This window comes from Clostridium neuense, from assembly GCF_045310695.1.
Lineage (GTDB): Bacteria > Bacillota > Clostridia > Clostridiales > Clostridiaceae > Clostridium_S > Clostridium_S neuense.
On record NZ_JBJIAA010000007.1, the window covers coordinates 194,472 to 213,788 of the forward strand.

General features: G+C 30.7%; 11 protein-coding genes and 1 other annotated feature. Of the genes, 7 read left to right on the forward strand and 4 right to left on the reverse strand.

The annotated features are described in order from the left end of the window. Positions 1-195 precede the first annotated feature (195 nt). Positions 196-549: a tetratricopeptide repeat protein gene (locus ACJDT4_RS10230; protein ID WP_406787464.1), complete on the reverse strand. Its 354-nt coding sequence runs from the start codon at positions 547-549 to the stop codon at positions 196-198. A 555-nt stretch (positions 550-1,104) separates the two neighbouring features. Between ACJDT4_RS10230 and ACJDT4_RS10235 the strand changes: the two genes are divergently transcribed. Beyond that, positions 1,105-5,379, forward strand: coding sequence for an acyl-CoA dehydratase activase-related protein (locus tag ACJDT4_RS10235; protein WP_406787465.1), 4,275 nt, complete (start codon positions 1,105-1,107; stop codon positions 5,377-5,379). Positions 5,380-5,422: 43 nt separating this feature from the next. Here ACJDT4_RS10235 and ACJDT4_RS10240 read toward each other — a convergent pair whose 3' ends face one another. Continuing rightward, on the reverse strand, positions 5,423-5,974 hold the full coding sequence (locus ACJDT4_RS10240; protein WP_406787466.1) for an RIO2 family protein: 552 nt from the start codon (positions 5,972-5,974) through the stop codon (positions 5,423-5,425). 157 nt (positions 5,975-6,131) lie between these two features. Next, positions 6,132-6,354, forward strand: a binding site (T-box leader). An 84-nt stretch (positions 6,355-6,438) separates the two neighbouring features. On the opposite strand from ACJDT4_RS10240, the gene ACJDT4_RS10245 reads away from it, so the two are divergent. From ACJDT4_RS10245 to ACJDT4_RS10260, 4 genes are all read left to right on the forward strand, one after another. Beyond that, entirely contained in the window at positions 6,439-9,081 is a 2,643-nt protein-coding gene (locus ACJDT4_RS10245; RefSeq protein ID WP_406787467.1) for a valine--tRNA ligase, read from the forward strand. Between the two features lie 82 nt (positions 9,082-9,163). Further along, on the forward strand, positions 9,164-11,236 hold the full coding sequence (locus ACJDT4_RS10250) for a bifunctional folylpolyglutamate synthase/dihydrofolate synthase (RefSeq protein ID WP_406787468.1): 2,073 nt from the start codon (positions 9,164-9,166) through the stop codon (positions 11,234-11,236). Between the two features lie 306 nt (positions 11,237-11,542). Further along, positions 11,543-12,388: a polysaccharide deacetylase family protein gene (locus ACJDT4_RS10255; protein ID WP_406787469.1), complete on the forward strand. Its 846-nt coding sequence runs from the start codon at positions 11,543-11,545 to the stop codon at positions 12,386-12,388. A 283-nt stretch (positions 12,389-12,671) separates the two neighbouring features. Beyond that, a complete protein-coding gene (locus ACJDT4_RS10260; protein ID WP_406787470.1) occupies positions 12,672-13,538 on the forward strand; it encodes a polysaccharide deacetylase family protein in 867 nt (288 codons plus the stop codon). Between the two features lie 334 nt (positions 13,539-13,872). Here ACJDT4_RS10260 and ACJDT4_RS10265 read toward each other — a convergent pair whose 3' ends face one another. Both ACJDT4_RS10265 and ACJDT4_RS10270 read right to left on the reverse strand, forming a co-directional pair. After that, entirely contained in the window at positions 13,873-14,310 is a 438-nt protein-coding gene (locus ACJDT4_RS10265) for a phosphatase PAP2 family protein (protein WP_406787471.1), read from the reverse strand. A 262-nt stretch (positions 14,311-14,572) separates the two neighbouring features. After that, a complete protein-coding gene (locus ACJDT4_RS10270; RefSeq protein WP_406787498.1) occupies positions 14,573-15,454 on the reverse strand; it encodes a LysR family transcriptional regulator in 882 nt (293 codons plus the stop codon). Between the two features lie 138 nt (positions 15,455-15,592). Here ACJDT4_RS10270 and ACJDT4_RS10275 point away from each other — a divergent pair, with 138 nt between their 5' ends. Both ACJDT4_RS10275 and ACJDT4_RS10280 read left to right on the forward strand, forming a co-directional pair. Then, on the forward strand, positions 15,593-17,329 hold the full coding sequence (locus ACJDT4_RS10275) for an ABC transporter ATP-binding protein (protein WP_406787472.1): 1,737 nt from the start codon (positions 15,593-15,595) through the stop codon (positions 17,327-17,329). Further along, positions 17,330-19,069 (forward strand): ABC transporter ATP-binding protein, encoded by a 1,740-nt coding sequence (locus ACJDT4_RS10280; RefSeq protein ID WP_406787473.1) that lies wholly within the window; start codon positions 17,330-17,332, stop codon positions 19,067-19,069. Positions 19,070-19,317 lie beyond the last annotated feature (248 nt).

Below are 19,317 nucleotides of genomic sequence, written 5' to 3' on the forward strand. Positions count from 1 at the left end.
AGGGATTACTTGTTTATAATTTGTTGCTCACTTAAATACATTGTCCAAATATTTAAATGGACATATGCTTTATTAATTATAAACAGTATTCCTAAAATTATATAAATTGCATAATGGGCTAGCTATGTTACTTTAAGCAAAGATGAACTTAACAAATGTATTGGTTTGCTTTGAAAAATATTTTGATTGAATTATTTAAGCTGATCTTAATTTCCCAAGCAATATATTTATTGCTTTTTCACATTCTGTATCAGCATTATTTAGAGCCCAAGCTCTGTTAAAGTATATTAAGGCTAGCTTGTTTTCTTTAAGCATTGCATAGCAGTAGCCTAAATTAAAGTAATATCTACTGTCTTCTTTTCTTTCTAAAGCCGCTCTTATAAGTTGAATAGCGTTTATATATTCTTTTAATTTTATAAAACAAACTGCTGCATTATACATTGAAGCGGTTTCGTTTTCTTTCATTTCAATAGCTTTGCAGTACATTTCAATAGCTTTTTTATAATTTTTTTTATTGTAATATTCTATTCCTTTGTCAAAATAGGCCATATAGTTTCCTCCTAATAAAATTATTTTATACATATAATTTATAACCAATATATGTAATAATATTCAAAAGTATTTTATTTTGAGTGACAAACCTTAATTTTTAAAATATATAGTGAAGTTAGCTCAACTACAAAATATATATGCACCATAATCACCAGAAGACGGCATTTTGGTACAAATAAATTTAAAGTTTTGAGGTGCTTTATTTTTATAAATAGAATAAATTAATTAATGAAGAATTAAAGGAGGATAAAGTTCAATAGTTATTATTATTAAATAACTATTATAATCTTGTTGTTTTATAAATTTATGTGTTATAATTAGGTTGCTTATAAAATTAATATAATGTAGGTAAATTGTTTCAATTAGCGAAATTCATGTGGATTAAATTGCCTAAAAGTAATGTTTTTATATAAATAAGTTTGATATTTTAGGTGATTTGTATTTAATTAATACAAAATAGGGTGATATGGAAATGCATCGCTAATATTGTATGTTTTAAACAAATTCTATTAGAAAATTTGTAGTATAAAATTATATGATAGGAAGGTAAATATGAATAATATTTTTAAATTGGGACTTGATGTAGGTTCAACTACTGTAAAAATTGTCATGCTTAATAGCAATGAAGATATTATATATAATAAATACAAAAGGCATTTTTCTGATATAAAATCAACTATTGTAGAAATTATAACAGAAGCCTATGACAAATTTAAAGATGAAAATGTAAAGGTCATGGTTACTGGTTCGGGTGGCTTATCAGTTTCAAAATGGCTTAATGTTGGTTTTACTCAAGAGGTAATTGCTTGCACAAAAACTATAGAAAAATTTATTCCTGAAACCGACGTTGCTATAGAACTAGGTGGAGAGGATGCTAAAATAACATACTTTGGTGGAGCTGTTGAGCAAAGAATGAATGGCACATGCGCTGGGGGAACTGGTGCATTTATAGATCAAATGGCAACGCTTCTTAAGACAGATGCTGCAGGACTTAATAAGCTTGCTCAAAAGCATAAATGTATATATCCAATTGCTGCAAGATGTGGAGTTTTTGCTAAAACTGATGTTCAGCCACTTTTAAATGAAGGAGCGGCAAAGGAGGATATTGCTGCATCAATATTTCAAGCTGTAGTTAATCAAACTATTAGTGGACTTGCTTGCGGAAAACCTATAAAAGGTAAAGTTGCTTTTTTAGGAGGACCATTGTATTTTCTTTCTGAGCTTAGACAAAGATTTATAGAAACTTTAAATTTAGGAGAAAATGAAGTGATTTTTCCTGAGAATTCTCAGTTGTTTGTTGCAATGGGTGCAGCTTTAGCTGCTAAAAACGAGGATTTTATTAGCTTTAAGGAAATTAAGAAAAGGCTTTTAAAGCTTAGCAGTAAGGAAACTTATGAAGTTCAAAGATTAAAACCACTGTTTAAGGATGAACATGATTATGTGAGCTTTAAGGATAGACACGGCAAAAGTAAGATAAAAACGGAGAAGCTTGAAGAATATAAAGGGGAATGTTTTTTAGGAATAGATGCCGGTTCTACGACTACTAAAGCTGCACTTATATCAAAGGAAGGTGCACTTTTATATTCTTATTATGGAAGCAATGAAGGAAGTCCACTTAAGCTTACAATAAAAATACTTAAGGATTTATATGAAAAACTTCCACAAGGTGCTGAGATTGTAAATAGTGCTGTTACAGGATATGGAGAAGGGCTTATTAAGGCTGCACTTTGTGTTGATATTGGGGAAGTTGAAACTGTAGCACACTATAAGGCAGCAGACTTTTTTCTGCCAGGTGTAGATTTTATACTCGATATCGGTGGACAGGATATGAAGTGTATAAGAATAAATGATGGAGTTATAAGCTCTGTTACTTTAAATGAAGCATGTTCATCAGGATGCGGTTCATTTATTGAAACTTTTGCTAAGTCTTTAAACATGACGGTTGAAGAATTTGCAAAGGCTGCACTTAAATCTTTAAATCCAGTAGATTTAGGGTCAAGATGTACTGTTTTTATGAATTCAAGAGTTAAACAAGCCCAAAAAGAGGGAGCTAAGGTAGGAGATATATCAGCAGGACTTTCATACTCTGTAATAAAAAATGCATTATTTAAGGTTATAAAGGTTAGAAATCCAGAAGAACTTGGTACCAAGGTAATAGTTCAGGGAGGAACTTTTTATAATGATGCTGTGCTTAGAGCTTTTGAGCTTATATCTGAAAGAGAAGCTGTAAGGCCAGACATTGCAGGACTTATGGGTGCTTTTGGAGCAGCAATAATAGCTAAAGAAAAATATGTTAGTGGACATGAAGCTACTATTTTGAAGCAGGAGGAACTTGAAGGTTTTAGCACTGAGATTTCCATGAAGAGGTGTGGAAAATGTGCTAATAATTGCCTCTTGACTATAAATGAGTTTTCTGATGGAAGAAAATTTATAACTGGTAATAGGTGTGAAAGAGGTTCAGGAAATGATGTAAAAAAGAATGATATACCAAATTTGTATGATTATAAGTACAAAAGGGTATTTGGATATATTCCTCTTAAAGATCCTAAAAGAGGTACAGTTGGTATACCAAGAGTTTTAAATATGTACGAGAATTATCCATTTTGGTTTACTTTCTTTACAGAACTTGGATTTAGAGTTGAACTTTCACCTAGATCTTCTAAGAAAATATATGAAATGGGTATGGATACGATACCTTCTGAATCAGTATGTTATCCAGGAAAGCTAAGTCATGGTCATTTGGTTAGCCTCATGAAAAGGGGAATAAAATTTATATTTTATCCTTGTGTTCCTTATGAAAAAAAGGAGCAGCTAGGTGCTAATAATCACTATAATTGTCCTATTGTTACCTCTTATGCTGAGGTTTTAAAGAATAATATTGATGGATTAAGATCTAAAGATATAATATTTAAAAATCCTTTTGTAGCTTTAGATAATAAAGAAAAATTAAATAAGAGACTTTATGAGGAGCTTTGTGATTTCGGAATTTCAAAGGATGAAGTTGAAAAGGCTGTAAGTAAGGCATGGGAAGAGCAAGAAAATGTAAGGCAGGATATAAGAAAAAAGGGAGAAGAAGTTCTAAAATATTTGAAGGATACAGGTAAAAAGGGAATAGTTCTTTCTGGAAGACCATATCATGTAGATCCTGAAATAAACCATGGTATTCCAGAACTTATAACAAGTTATGGGATGGCAGTGCTTACAGAAGATTCTGTTGCACATCTTGGAAATGTTGAAAGACCACTTAGAGTTGTAGATCAGTGGGTATATCATTCTAGACTTTATGCAGCAGCAAGTTTTGTTGCAACACAAGATAATATAGAACTTGTTCAATTGAATTCATTTGGGTGTGGGCTTGATGCAGTTACTACAGATCAAGTTCAAGAAATACTTCAAAACTTTGGAAAAATATATACTGTTATAAAAATAGATGAAGGAAACAATTTAGGAGCTATAAGGATAAGAATACGATCGCTTAAAGCTGCTATCAGTGAAAGAGATGCTAATAATATAAAACCTATAAGAATAAGTAAACCTACTAAGAGATTAGTTTTTACAAAAGAAATGAAGAAAAAACATACTATACTTTGTCCACAAATGTCACCAATACATTTTCAATTTTTAGAGCAAGCTTTTAGAAGTGAAGGGTATAATGTTGATGTACTTCCATCTGTTGATAAGGAATGTGTTGATGAGGGCTTAAAGTATGTGAATAATGATGCATGTTATCCATCTATAATAGTTACAGGACAGATGATAGCTGCTCTTAAATCGGGAAAATATGATGTTAACAATACATCTTTACTAATTTCTCAAACTGGGGGAGGATGTAGAGCAACAAATTATATTGGTTTTATAAGAAAAGCAATTAAAGAAGCAGGATTTGAAAATGTACCTGTAATTGCAATAAGTGCTCAAAAGATAGAAAAGAATCCGGGAATTAAATATTCTGTATCAACTGGAATAAAAGCAATTAAGGCAGTCCTCTATGGAGATCTTTTTATGAGAGTATTGTATAAGGTAAGGCCATATGAAAAAGTAAAAGGATCAGCAAATGCTCTTTATGATAAATGGGTTAAAGTATGCAAAGAGGATGTTAAAAATACAAAGCTCAATAGTTTTAAAAATAATATAAATGATATAATACATGAATTTGATACTTTTGAAATAAATGAAGAAGAAAAACCTAAGATTGGCCTCGTTGGTGAGATACTTGTTAAATTTCATCCTACAGCAAATAATAATATTGTGGATACTATTGAAGCAGAAGGAGCCGAAGCGGTTATGCCTGACCTTATGGATTTTGTCCTTTATTCAGCTTATAATGAGACTTTTAAGAATAGATATCTTGGAACTCCTAAAAAGGCTAAGGTTATTGGTGATGTTTTGATTAAAGCAATAGAATGGTTTAGAAAACCTATGAAAAATGCATTAGCTAACAGTAAAAGATTTGATTCTCCTAAGTCTATACAGGAGCTTGCAAAAGGAGTATCTGATATAGTCTCTATTGGAAATCAAATGGGGGAAGGTTGGTTCCTTACAGCAGAGATGGTAGAACTTATAGAGAGTGGTACGGAAAATATAATATGCATGCAGCCATTCGCTTGTTTACCTAATCATATAACTGGAAAAGGTATGATTAAGGAACTTAAAAGAAGATATCCTAAGGCTAATATATCTCCTATAGATTTTGATCCGGGTGCAAGTGAGGTTAACCAGCTTAATAGAATAAAGCTTATGATGTCTACAGCATTTAAAAACTTAAGTAGTGATGTTGACAGCTGTGAGGCTAATTCAAAGCAAGAAATAGCTGCTTCTAGAAAGTAAGTAAATAAATAGAATTTGTTATTTAAAGTTAGGTGCAGAAATGTTATTTCTGCATCTTTCTATACCAGCTTCTAAATAAATAAGGCTTACTATCCTTTAAAATATCCCAAAATAAATCAAGAGAATTTACTGTTTCCAAATCCCCAATAAGGTGTTTGGGATAGTAAACTTTTTTTGTATAAGAATTTCTTGGATCTATAACTCTTATTGAAGTGTCTTCTTGAACAAATATATGTGCGAATCTTACATCTATTTTTTTGAAGCCATTTTCTTTTATATAACATAAAAATTTGATTATTTCTATAATTAAATTTTCAGAGGTTCCATTTTTTTTAATATATTCTCTTATATTTGTTCCACCTATATATTCTCTTATCATATAATGATTATGAAATTCAAAGGGCTTTGGATAATAGGGACCATCTGAAAGTTTTTTTAGAATATAGTATTCTTCTTTACAGGTTTCCGGATTTTTAAATATTTTTACAACTTTGCCATTGTTCATAAGATATACGCTGCCACTATGACCTTTACCAAGAAAAGTACATTCATCGAGTCTTATTACAGTATTATTGTGGCAATTTTTTTGTTTCAATTTTTACACCTTCTTTTAATCTAACGTAAGAGATAAATTAAGAGTACCTTACTATTAGAGTATAAAAAATGAAAGGTAAGTGTTACATTATTTTTATATTAAAATATATTGACATAAGTTAAAAATAGTCTATAATATATACATAGTTGTTTTATATAATTATGCTTTGATGAAGAGGAGTAGGAGTATAAAGCATTAAGAGAGGGAAGTTATATTGCTGAAAGGCTTCCTATGTGAAATACTTTGAAGGTAGCTTCGGAGCACTTCTATTGAAATTATAGTAGATAGAAGCGGGGATTCTTACCGTTATGTATTGAGAGCTTGAAAATAGATTTTATATTTCAAGAATAAAGGTGGTAACGCGCACAGTCGTCCTTTTTGGGATTACTGTGCTTTTTATTTGCATGAAATTAATTTAAACTATTTCAAATGAAAAGTATAAAATAGAAAGGGAGATTTTTTATATGGATGATTCAAATAATATTGCAAAAACTTATAATCCAAAAGAATTTGAAGAAAGAATATATGATTATTGGGAAAGTGAAGGATTTTTTACACCAGAGGTTGATAAATCAAAGAAACCATACAGCATAGTAATGCCGCCTCCAAATATAACGGGAAAATTACACTTAGGCCATGCACTTGATAATGCACTGCAGGATTTTCTTATTAGAACAAAAAGAATGCAGGGATACTGTACATTGTGGCTTCCTGGAGAGGATCATGCAAGTATAGCTACAGAGGTTAAAGTTGAAAAAGAATTATTAAAAGAAGGCCTTAAGAAAAAAGAAATGGGTAGAGAGGTTTTTCTAGAAAAAGTTCATGAATGGTCTGATGAATATAGAGGTAGAATAAGAAATCAGCTTAAAAAAATGGGAGTTTCTGCTGACTTTACAAGAGAAAGCTTTACGATGGATGAAAAATTAAGTAAGGCTGTTAGAACTGTATTTGTAAAATTATACAATGAAGGACTTATATATCAGGGTAACAGAATAACAAACTGGTGTCCTAAATGTCAAACCGCATTGTCAGATGCTGAAATAGAATACGAAGAGCAGTCAGGATTTTTTTGGCATATTAATTATCCTGTTGAAGGTAGTGACGAATGTATTGAGATTGCAACTACAAGACCAGAGACACTTCTTGGTGATACAGCAGTTGCAGTAAATCCAAAGGATGAAAGATATTCTCATCTTGTTGGAAAAACACTTATACTTCCACTTGTTGGTAGAAAAATACCAATTGTTGCAGATGATTATGTTGATATGGAGTTTGGTACAGGAGCAGTTAAAATAACCCCTGCACATGATCCTAATGATTATCAAGTTGGAAAGAGACATAATTTAAAAGAAATAGTTATTTTAAATAACGATGGAACTATAGCGGATGGTTATGGAAAGTATTCTGGACTTGATAGGTATGAAGCAAGAAAAATAATGGTAGAAGATCTTAAAAAAGCAGGCCTTCTTGTAAAAATTAGAGAGCATGTTCATAATGTTGGTACTCATGATAGATGCGGCAGTGTAATTGAACCAATGATTTCTAAACAATGGTATGTAAAAATGAAATCACTTGCAGAGCCTGCCATAGAAGCAGTCAGGAATAAAAAGACTAAATTTGTACCAGAAAGATTTGATAAGATTTATTATAACTGGATGGAGAATATTCAAGATTGGTGTATATCAAGACAGCTTTGGTGGGGACATAGGATTCCAGTATGGTATTGTAAGGATTGTGGTGAGATAACAGTATCAGTTGAGGCACCTTGTGAATGTAGCAAATGTAAAAGTAAAAACCTTGAGCAAGATCAAGATGTTCTTGATACTTGGTTTAGTTCGGCACTTTGGCCTTTCTCAACTCTTGGATGGCCAGATAAAACTGAAGATCTAGAATATTTTTATCCAACAAATACACTTGTTACAGGCTATGATATAATCTTTTTCTGGGTAGCAAGAATGGTATTTTCAGGACTTCATAATATGGGAGAAGTTCCGTTTGATCATGTATATATTCACGGACTTGTAAGAGATGCTGAAGGAAGAAAAATGTCAAAATCACTTGGAAATGGTGTAGATCCACTTGATGTTATAGATGAATATGGCGCTGATGCACTTAGGTTTACTCTTATAGTAGGAAATTCAGCAGGAAATGATATAAGATATAAAACTGAAAAAGTTGAAGCAGCAAGAAACTTTGCAAATAAAGTATGGAATGCATCAAGATTTGTACTTATGAATCTTGACAAGGATATAATGGAAAAATATAAAAATTGCACTGAATACACTTTGGCCGATAAATGGATAATATCTGAAGCTAATAATCTTGCAAAAGAAGTAACTGAAAATATAGATAAATTTGAACTTGGAATTGCAGCACAAAAGGTTTATGACTTTATGTGGAACGAATTCTGCGATTGGTATATAGAACTTGTAAAACCAGCAATGTATGGTGATGATGAAAAAGCAAAGGGTGTAGCATTTAATGTGCTTTATAATGTTCTTACAGTAGGACTTAAATTACTTCACCCGGTTATGCCTTATATAACTGAAGAGATATATCAGCATATTGGTGGAGAATATAAGTCTATAAGTATTTCTAAATGGCCAGAATATGATGAAAAACTTCATGATGAAGCTTCAGTTGAGGCTATGAATTATGTAATAGAAGCTGTAAAAGCTATTAGAAATGTAAGAGCTGAAATGAATGTTCCACCTTCAAAGAAGGCTAAAGTAATAATACTCGCTGGAGATGAAAGCAAAAAAGCTTTTGAAGAAGGAAAAAGTTATTTTGAAAAACTTGCATCTGCTTCAGAGGTTGTGTTCATAAATTCGAAGACTGAAGTCCCAGAAAATGCTGTATCAGCAGTAACAAAAGGAGCAGAAATATTCTTACCGCTTTTTGAACTTATAGATAAAGAAAAAGAAATTGAAAGATTAAATAAAGAAAAAGAAAGATTAGTAAAAGAAATTGAAAGGGTTAGTAAAAAGCTTTCTAATAAAGGTTTTGTAGCAAAAGCACCAGCAGCGGTTGTTGAAGAGGAAAAGGCAAAGGGTGAAAAATATGAAAAAATGCTTAAAGCTGTAGAAGAAAGAATAAATGCCTTGTAAAATATATTAATATTTATTACAATATAATAAGTATATAGGAGTAGTTCCTATATACTTATTATATATTTTGGTGGTGATTTTTTTGACTTATGAAGAGACTATGAATTATATACACAGTACTTTAAAATTTGGAAGCATTTTGGGACTCTCAAGAATAGAAAAACTTTTGGACTTTTTAGATAATCCCCACAAAAAACTTAAGTGTATACATATAGCGGGTACAAATGGTAAAGGATCTACAACAGCAATGATATCTGAGATTCTCATTAATGCTGGATATAAAGTTGGAATGTATACATCACCATTTATAGAGGAATTTGAAGAGAGAATACAGATAAATAGGGTTAATATACCTAAAGAAAAATTGTGCAATATAATGGAAAAGGTTAAAGAAGCTGCTGAAAGGGTTAAAAAAGAAAGCACGGAATATCCTACGGAGTTTGAAATAATAACCTGTGCAGCTTTTCTTTATTTTTATATTGAAAAAATAGATTATGCAGTAATTGAAGTAGGACTTGGAGGGAGATTTGATGCAACTAATGTTATAAATCCAATTCTAACCGTTATAACATCTATAAGTTATGATCACATGCATATATTGGGAGATACTTTGAGTAAAATAGCTTATGAAAAGGCAGGAATAATAAAAGAAGGGGTTCCGCTTATTTTATACCCGCAAGTAAAGGAAGCGGGTGACATAATAAATGATGTTGCTAGAAATAAAAATGCCGAAATTATAAATGTCGATATAAATTCTGTTCATTACATAGAAAATGAAATAGAAGGGAAAAAATATTTGCAGCACATAACTATAAAAACTTTAAAAAACGAATATGATATTAGACTTGCACTTCTTGGTACTCATCAACTTTTAAATTCTGCAGTTGCGGTTTATGCAGTAGAAAAGCTTAAGGATATGGGGCTTAAAGTTGAAAAGAAAAATATAGTTGAGGCACTTTTTAGCGTTAAATGGAAAGGCAGACTTGAAATAATAAGTACAAATCCACTTGTACTTATTGATGGTGCACATAATATTGATGGGATTAGAAAATTAAACGAGAGTATACATACTTATTTTAATTACAATAGAATAATACTAATACTTGGAATACTAGCCGATAAACAAGTTGAAAATATGGTTGAATTAATAGCTAAGGATGCATATAGGGTTATAACCGTAGCACCTAATAACGATAGAGCAGAAACTGCAGAGGATTTATGTAATATAGTCAAAATATATAATAAGAATTCTGAATGGGAAAAGAACTATGATAAAGCTTATGATAAGGCAGTTTCATATTATGAAAATGGAGATTTGATTCTCGTATGTGGTTCGCTATACATGATAGGTGATATGAGAAAAGTGATTTTAAATAAAAAAAGTAGGGATATAGGAATTATAAAGTGGTTTGGTGGATATAATCCTGCAATAAAAAAATTTAATGACTTTGGTTTTATAATGAGAAATGGCAAGGAAGACATATATTTTAATAGAAATCACATACACTGTAATGTAGGAGAACTTGCTAAGGGAAGAGCTGTTAGTTTTGAAGAAGGATTAAATTACAGAAATAAAAGGGAACAGGCAATAAAAGTAAATTTGCTAAGATATGAAGATGATATAGAGCTTCTAAAAAAATGTGTAAAAAGTGAAATGTTTTCTAGCATTGAATTATATGATAGATTAGAAATACTCTGGAGGTTTGAGTGGGATTTTATACAAGAGAATTGGGATAGTTTTGATGTTATTTTGAAAATCACATATTTGTATAGGCTGTGTAGAGAAAACAAGGAATTTCCTATAATTGAAAAAATAAGTGAAAAGAATAGGTTAATAAGGGCTATGTTGTTACTTTTATGGAGTAAATTTAATGATGGAGAAAAGGCAATAGTGCTAAAAAAAGCAACAAGGCTTATAGAAGAGTATAAAGATGAGATTATTGGTGATAAGAATGAGAGAAGAAAAATATTGGAATTAATAATTCCAACTAGAGAAAAAGGAATTATTGATACATTGAAACCGCTAAGATTTTGGAGTATGATGGAATTTGTAGAAGGCTGCAGTGAAAAATCAATTGCGCGTGAGCTTGAAAACCCAAGGTCACCATTAATTGAAATTGCGTATGTGATAAATTCATATACAAAAATAAAATAATTTAGGCAACTTGAATTGTTTTGCCTTTTTTATAAGAAAATTATTTAAGTATGGTTGGTATAAAAGTTTGATAACCATACTTATTTGTATGTATTTTTATATAAAATTACATGTTGTAATTATATTGTAATAAATTTGTACATACTTATTATAATATTCGGTGGTATTATATATGTGGAACGAATTTAATTATAATTTTATATATCTTTTATATTTTTTTTATAATTAGTTCTTTAAACAAGATCTATGAATTAAAATTAAATTAGTTTCTATTTAGACATACTTTGCATATAGAAGGTGAATTTATTGAAAAACAAAAAAGGAATCATATTTATTGTATTAACTTGTTTTATTGTTTTAGGCTGTTGGGGGGCTTTTTTTCAAGTTGGTAAGTATTACTATGAAAAATCCAAGGTAAATGCAGAAATTAAAGTTACTCCTAAAGCAAAAAAGGTGAGTAAGAAGGAGAAGGAAAATAAAACTAATGTTAGAAGTGGAGTTGAGGTATGCACTGTTGATACTCCTCCAGGAGAATTTGAGCCATGGGAACTTCAGAAAAATAGTAATAAAAAAATAGCATATATCACTATAGACGATGGACCATCTTATAATACACCTAGAATATTAAACATACTTAAGGAAAATAATATAAATGCAACATTTTTTTTAATTGGACAAAATGCTGAAAGATATCCGCAGTTTGTGAAGCAAGAAGTTGCTGAAGGAAATTCTGTAGCTAATCATACTTATAGCCATCCACTAAGATATAGAGGAGATATTCAAGGATTTATGGATGATGTAAATAAATGCGATAAAGTACTAAAAAATATACTTGGTGATAAGTACATTCAAAAGTTTATGAGATTTCCTGGAGGTGCCTTTAGCACTCAAGTATCGCTTCAACCCTATAGAGAAGCAGTAAAACAAAACGGTTATAGATTCTTAAATTGGAATGCCTTGACGGGAGATGCAGATAGAAATCTTGAACCTGTAGATTATCTTATAAATCATGTTAAAAGTGACATAAGAGGGCATAAGATTGTAGTTGTATTGATGCATGATGCACCAGCTAAGGTTACTACTGTACAAGCTCTTCCAGAAATAATACAATATCTCAAAGAACAGGGGTACACTTTTGGAGTATTTAAATAAAGTGGGGGTCTAAACTGCTTATACATCTAGATGACAAATTTCAAGAAATTATGACACATGAATAGTTAGCAATTAAACTGGTTTGATATAGAAATGTTATGTTTTTATAGGCTTTCCACCATTTCTATATCTTTGTTTTAAATTGTAATTATTTGCTGATGTTTTGAAAGGTTTTTGTCATATATATAAAATATATGTTAAAAATACTTATTATGTATTTTTAATAACATTATTACATTGTTATAATATTAGAGGAACTTATTATATACAGAAGGTGAACTGATTGATAAAAAATAATAGAAAAATAAAAATGCGAAGGCGAAGAAGTGTTTTTTTATGCATTATTGTGATTTTAATACTTTGTACAATTTGCATATTTGTAAGAAATTATAGCGGAGCAGCATTTACAAAAGTATCTAGTAAAAAGGTTGTGACTCATAAAAAAGTTGCTGCCCAAAAGAAGAAAAAATTAGATTTGGAAGACAAAGATAAGGGCATAGAAGTTTTTAAAATGAAATCCGACCCAGGAGAAGTAATGCCATGGGTTGATCAAAAGGAAAGTACTAAAAAAATAGCATATTTAACTTTTGATGATGGGCCATCAATAAACACTACAAAAATACTAAAAATACTCGATGACAATAAGATAAAGGCAACATTTTTCTTAATAGGAAAAAATGCTGAGAGATATCCAGAGCTTGTAAAATCGGAATTGGCCGATAATAATTCTGTTGCAAATCATACATATAGCCATATTCTTAACTACAGAGAAGGTCCTGAGGTGTTTTTAGAAGATGTGAAAAAATGTGATTCGGTATTAAAAAATATAGCGGGTGATAAATATATTCAAAACTTCATGAGATTCCCTGGAGGTGCCTTTGAAAGTCAAAAAAGGCTTGAGCCTTTTAGACAAGCTGTAACCAATGCAGGATATAGATTTTTAAACTGGAATGATATGAATGGAGATGCTGATCACCCTAATGTACCTGTTGACACACTAATTAACAACGTCAAGAAATATACTCAGGGAAAGAAAATAGTTGTCATATTAATGCATGATGCTGCGGCTAAGTCAACAACTGTACAAGCATTGCCAACTATAATAGATTATTTAAAGTCTCAAGGATTTGTTTTTGGAAAACTAGAATGAATATAGATAAACAAGCTAAAATATATAAATTACTAATACTAAATTTATCCTGTAAAAATATATTTAACTCAGAGTACAATTGACAGAGTACAGTGAATGTGGATTTACCTTTTGTTTCTCTCAGGTAAATCTTAGAACTTAATAGTATTAGCTGCGCTGAATATTATATTTTAAGACATGCGTGAGCATTAAGTTTTAGACTTTTCGAAGCGATAGCGGAGAAAAATCATCCTTCGCTGGCCTCTGTACTCTAAGTAAAATCCTAGTTTTGTAGAATAAACTTGGTGTTAGCCATTTCAAATTTTCAGGTTGTCTATATATAAAAACAAGAGAGCTAAATTGATACTCTCTTGTTTTTATATATAGTGATTTCTAATGTTTTGTTAAAAATGTAAGTAGTTAGTAAGGATAAAATACATCCGCCTATTACATCTAATGGATAATGATGTCCAACATAAATTCTTGAGAAGCCAACTGCAGCTGATAATAAAATTAATATTATTCCCAAGATTTTATTATATTTTAAAATGCCTAGGGCTATAGTAAGAGTAACTATTGAATGATCACTTGGGAATGAAGAACTATGTCTATGATAATAAAGTAAATGTACACTATGGTGAATAAAAGGTCTATTAACAGGAAAAACTTTGCTTATAATAAAACTAAAAAACACATTTATAAGAGTTAAAAAGGCTGTCATAAGCACAACTTTTTTTGTATGAATATTTTTATGTAGTAAACTTAAAATAAAATGCAATAAGAGTATAGCCATAAAAATGTAGGGGATATTAATTTGTTATAATTAATTGTTTTAATATACATTATTTAGGCCCTAAAGTATTAGTGAAAAGAATTTTCAAATAAAATAGTATATTAAGTATACATAAATTGTATAATGCATTTTAAATTTCATTATAAAAAGTGGATACAAGCTTAAACTGTAATATCCACTTTCCGTATGGATGGGCGAAATATATATTTTACAATTTTTGAGCCTTAGATTTATAGAGCTTTTTTAACGTGACGAAGCATTGTTACTTCTCGTTTTTCCCATTATCTTTAAAGAGCTGCAAAAAGTTTTTTCCTGCTGATGAAAGATATCCAGTTTTAGACCATATTGCAGCTATCTGAGTCGACAGCATTTCATTATTAATTTCCTTGAAAATTAAATTAGACGAACCTATTAATCTTAGTGAGGATTTTGGAACTACAGCGATTCCAAGTCCTGAATTTGCCCAAAGAAGAGATGTTCTTGCATCATCATTTTTACAAAATACAGTAGGCTCAAAATTACAATCATCACAAGCTTTTAGTATAAGCTTTTCAAACCTTTTATAAAATATTATTGGCTTATTATTTAATTCTGTGATATTAATAACTTTACTATCATTCCAATTTAATTCATTTATCATTGCTGCAACCATAGGCTCCTTTGGTAAATAAATTGCATTTAGCCCAGAAGTATTAAATGGTGTTCTAACTATGGCAATTTCAATTATACCCTTATCTAATATTTCTAATAATTCATATGTGTTACCTTCATGTATATCAAAATTTACAAATGGGTATTTATCATGAAATGTATTTAGTCTACCAGTCAAAAGTGAGGCTCCAGAGGAAGATACAGTTCCTATGGATAGAGTCCCATATGTTCCTTTTTTAAAATCTTTTAGTTCATCCACAGTGGCTTCTGTTAATGTCAATATTTGTTTTGCACGCTTATAAAGCATAAGGCCTGCATCGGTTAATTTAATATGGTGGCTTCCTCTTTCAACAAGCTTTACACCTAGCTCATTTTCTAAATTTTTAAGCTGATAGCTTAAAGGAGGTTGGGCGATGTGAAGTCTTTTGGCAGCATTTGTTATTTGACCTTCTTCTGCAATGGTATAGAAATATTTTAGCTGTTTAATATCTATTTTAATCACCTTCTTATATACAATAAATGTATGATACTAATATATATTATGTATTTTTAATATATAAGTGTTTTTGCTATAATAATAAATGAAATTTGAAAAATATTCAATACATATTGAAAATTAGGGGGGCGAAGTTTGAATAACTTATTAAAATTTATAAAACCATATAAAAAGCAAGTTGTATTAGGTCCTATATTTAAACTGCTTGAAGCAATTTTTGAAGTATCAATACCTACAATAATGGTTTTAATAACAGACAAAGGAATAGGAACGAAAAATATTAATTACATAATTGAAGTAGGTCTCATAATGTTTTTAATGGCATGCCTCGGAGTAATTTCATCATTTACTTGTCAATATTTTGCATCAATAGCTTCACAAGGCTTTGGAACTGCGCTTAGAAATGAAATGTTTAAGAAGATAGGTAACTTTTCATATAATGAAATTGACGATTTTGGGACTCCATCTCTTATAAATCGTGTAACAAATGATGTAAATCAGCTTCAGCTTGCTCTTGCATTATTCATTAGACTTGCCATAAGAGTACCATTCTTGTGCATTGGTGGAATCATAATGGCAATGCTGCTTGATGTTAAATTATCTGTCATAATGTATTTATCAATTCCTCTCTTTGCTTTTGCAGTATATCTTATTATGAGTAAATCTCTTCCACTTTACAAGGTTGTTCAGAAAAAGTTAGATAAATTAGCACTTATATTAAGAGAAAATTTATCTGGAGTAAGAGTTATAAGAGCGTTTTCTAGAGTAGAGAGTGAAAAAGTAAGATTTAAAGAAGCTAATGAAAATCTTGCAGGTACCGCAATTAAAGTAGGTAAGATATCAGCACTTATGAATCCAGTTACAAGTATAATAATGAATTTTGCACTTATGGCAGTAATCTGGTTTGGAGGAGTAAGGGTAAATATAGGAGGAATGACAACAGGCAAGGTAATAGCCTATATAAACTATATAAATCTTGTTTTATCGGCGCTTATAGTACTTGCTAGTCTTATAGTTACCTTTACAAAAGCAACGGCTAGTGCCTCCCGTGTAAATGAAATATTTAATACACAGCCTAGCATTAAGTATAGTGGGAACGGTAGCTTCAGTAAAAATTATGATGAAAGTATTCCTATACTTAAATTTCATAATGTATCTTTTGCTTATAAGGATTCCAAGGAAGATGCTATAAGCAATATTTCTTTTGAAATAAAAAGAGGTCAAACGGTTGGAATAATTGGTGGTACAGGCTCAGGAAAAACTACACTAATTAATTTAATACCTAGACTGTATGATGCTAGTAAAGGAAGTATACTGATAAATGGTATTAATGTTGAGGAATACACTAAAAATGAACTTGAAAATAATATTGGATTAGTTCCACAAAAAGCTGTTTTATTTTCTGGCACTGTATCTCAAAATATAAGATGGGGAAATCAAAATGCTAGTATGGAGGAAGTAAAGAAAGCCGCAGAAATTGGAATGGCATCAGAATTTGTGGAAAGAATGCCTGAAAAATATGATACGTATATTTCTCAAGGTGGAGTTAATTTTTCTGGAGGTCAAAAGCAAAGACTTACCATAGCAAGAGCAATAGTCAAAAAGCCAGAAATACTAATTATGGATGATAGTTTAAGTGCACTTGATTATGCTACAGATGCAGCACTTAGAAAAGCTTTAAGAGAAAATTCTAGAGGAATGACTGTAATTATGGTTACTCAAAGGATAAGTACTATAAAAAATGCTGATTTAATAATTGTGTTAGATGATGGTAAACTAGCTGGAGTTGGAACACATGAGGAGTTACTTGAAAAATCAAGTGTTTATAATGAAATATGTAGCTCTCAAATGAAAAAGGAGGAGGCTATATAGATGAAAAAAAGTACGTTCTCTAGGCTTATAGGTTATGTTTTAAAATATAAGGGCTATATGTTTGCTTCATTGATATTTGCACTTATAAGTAATGTTCTTATTGCCTTTATGCCATTAATAATCGGAAAGGCTATTGATAAAATAGTTACTAAAGGCAAAGTTAATTTTGATGCTCTTATTAAAATAGTTATATTACTTGCGGTGATTTATATAGTAAGTTCGTTATTTACATGGCTTTTTACCGTCGTTGCAAATATTATAGCTTATAATACTGTCAAGGATTTAAGAAATGAGGCTTTGAATAAAATAAGTACATTATCTTTAAAATATTTTGATAGGACTCCACATGGTGATGTTATAAGCAGACTTACAAATGATATGGATAACATTTCAGATGGATTATTTCAAGGTATAACACAATTTTATCCGGGTATCATAACTATAATAAGTTCGCTTATCTTAATGTTATTTTTAAGTGTTAAATTAACCTGTGTAATAGTGCTAATGACTCCTCTATGCTTTTTTATTGCTTCATTTATTACGAAAAGATCTAATAAAATGTTTAAAGAGCAGCAAAAAACCTTAGGAGAACTAAATGGATATATAGAAGAAATGATAGGAAATCAAAAGGTAGTTAGGCTTTTTGGATATGAAGAAAGGGCACAAGAAGATTTCTCTAAGATTAATGGAAGGCTTTATAAGTGTGGGCAGCTTGCACAATTTTATTCATCGCTTACCAATCCCTCTACAAGATTTGTAAACAATATTACGTATATTCTAGTTGGACTAGTAGGAGGAATACTTTCTGTTTTGAGTGGATTAAGTGTTGGTGTAATTTCAAGTTTTTTAACTTACTCAACTCAATTTTCACAGCCAATAAATAATATAACAAGTGTAGCTACTCAACTTCAAGCTGCTTTTGCATCCTGTGAAAGAATATTTGCTATTTTGGATGAAGAATCAGAATTACAAGATTCTAAAGATGCTGAAATTGTAAAAAGTTGCGATGGAAATGTTGATTTTGAAAATGTGTTTTTTGCTTATGATAAGAAAGTACCACTTATAGAGGACTTCAGTGTTGATATAAAGAAAGGAAGTACTATAGCCATTGTAGGCCCTACTGGTGCTGGAAAGACTACTATGGTGAATTTACTTATGAGATTTTATGATTTAGATAAAGGAAAAATCACTATAGATGGTAAGGAAATAAATAGTATTACTAAAGATAGTCTTAGAAGTCAATTTGGTATGGTACTTCAGGATACCTGGCTTTTTGAGGGTACTATAAGAGAAAATATAGCTTATGGAAAGCCAAGTGCTACTTTAGAGGAAATAAAGAGTGCAGCTAAAGCAGCATATATTCATAGCTTTATAAAGAGACTTCCTGATGGATATGACACAATGATAACTGAAGCTGGTGGAAATCTTTCTGAGGGACAAAAACAGCTTTTAACCATAGCAAGGGTGATGCTTATAGATCCACCAATGCTTATATTAGATGAAGCAACCAGCAGTGTAGATACGAGAACAGAAATAAAAATACAAAATGCATTTCTTTCCATGATGAAGGGACGTACAAGCTTTGTTATAGCTCACAGACTTTCAACTATACGTGATGCGGATATGATACTTGTTATGAAGAATGGTCATATTGTTGAAAGAGGAAATCATGATGAACTTATAGATAAAAATGGAACTTATGCAGACCTTTATAATAGTCAGTTTAAGTATCAAGCTTGACCACAATACTTAAAGATAGAGTACAGATGACAGAGTACAAAGTACAGTGAAGGATGATTTTCTTCCGCTTTGCTGCAGAAAATCTAAAACTTATAAATGATATTATTTTGATATAAGAATTTATATATAATGGGTTGTACAAGTTTACAGCTAAAATTCCGTAGGAACGGAGGAATTTTTTCCTTGCAGTACTGTGGTAGCGAAGTAACAATGCTGAAGGAGCAGTTTAAAAAACTCCTAATAAATCT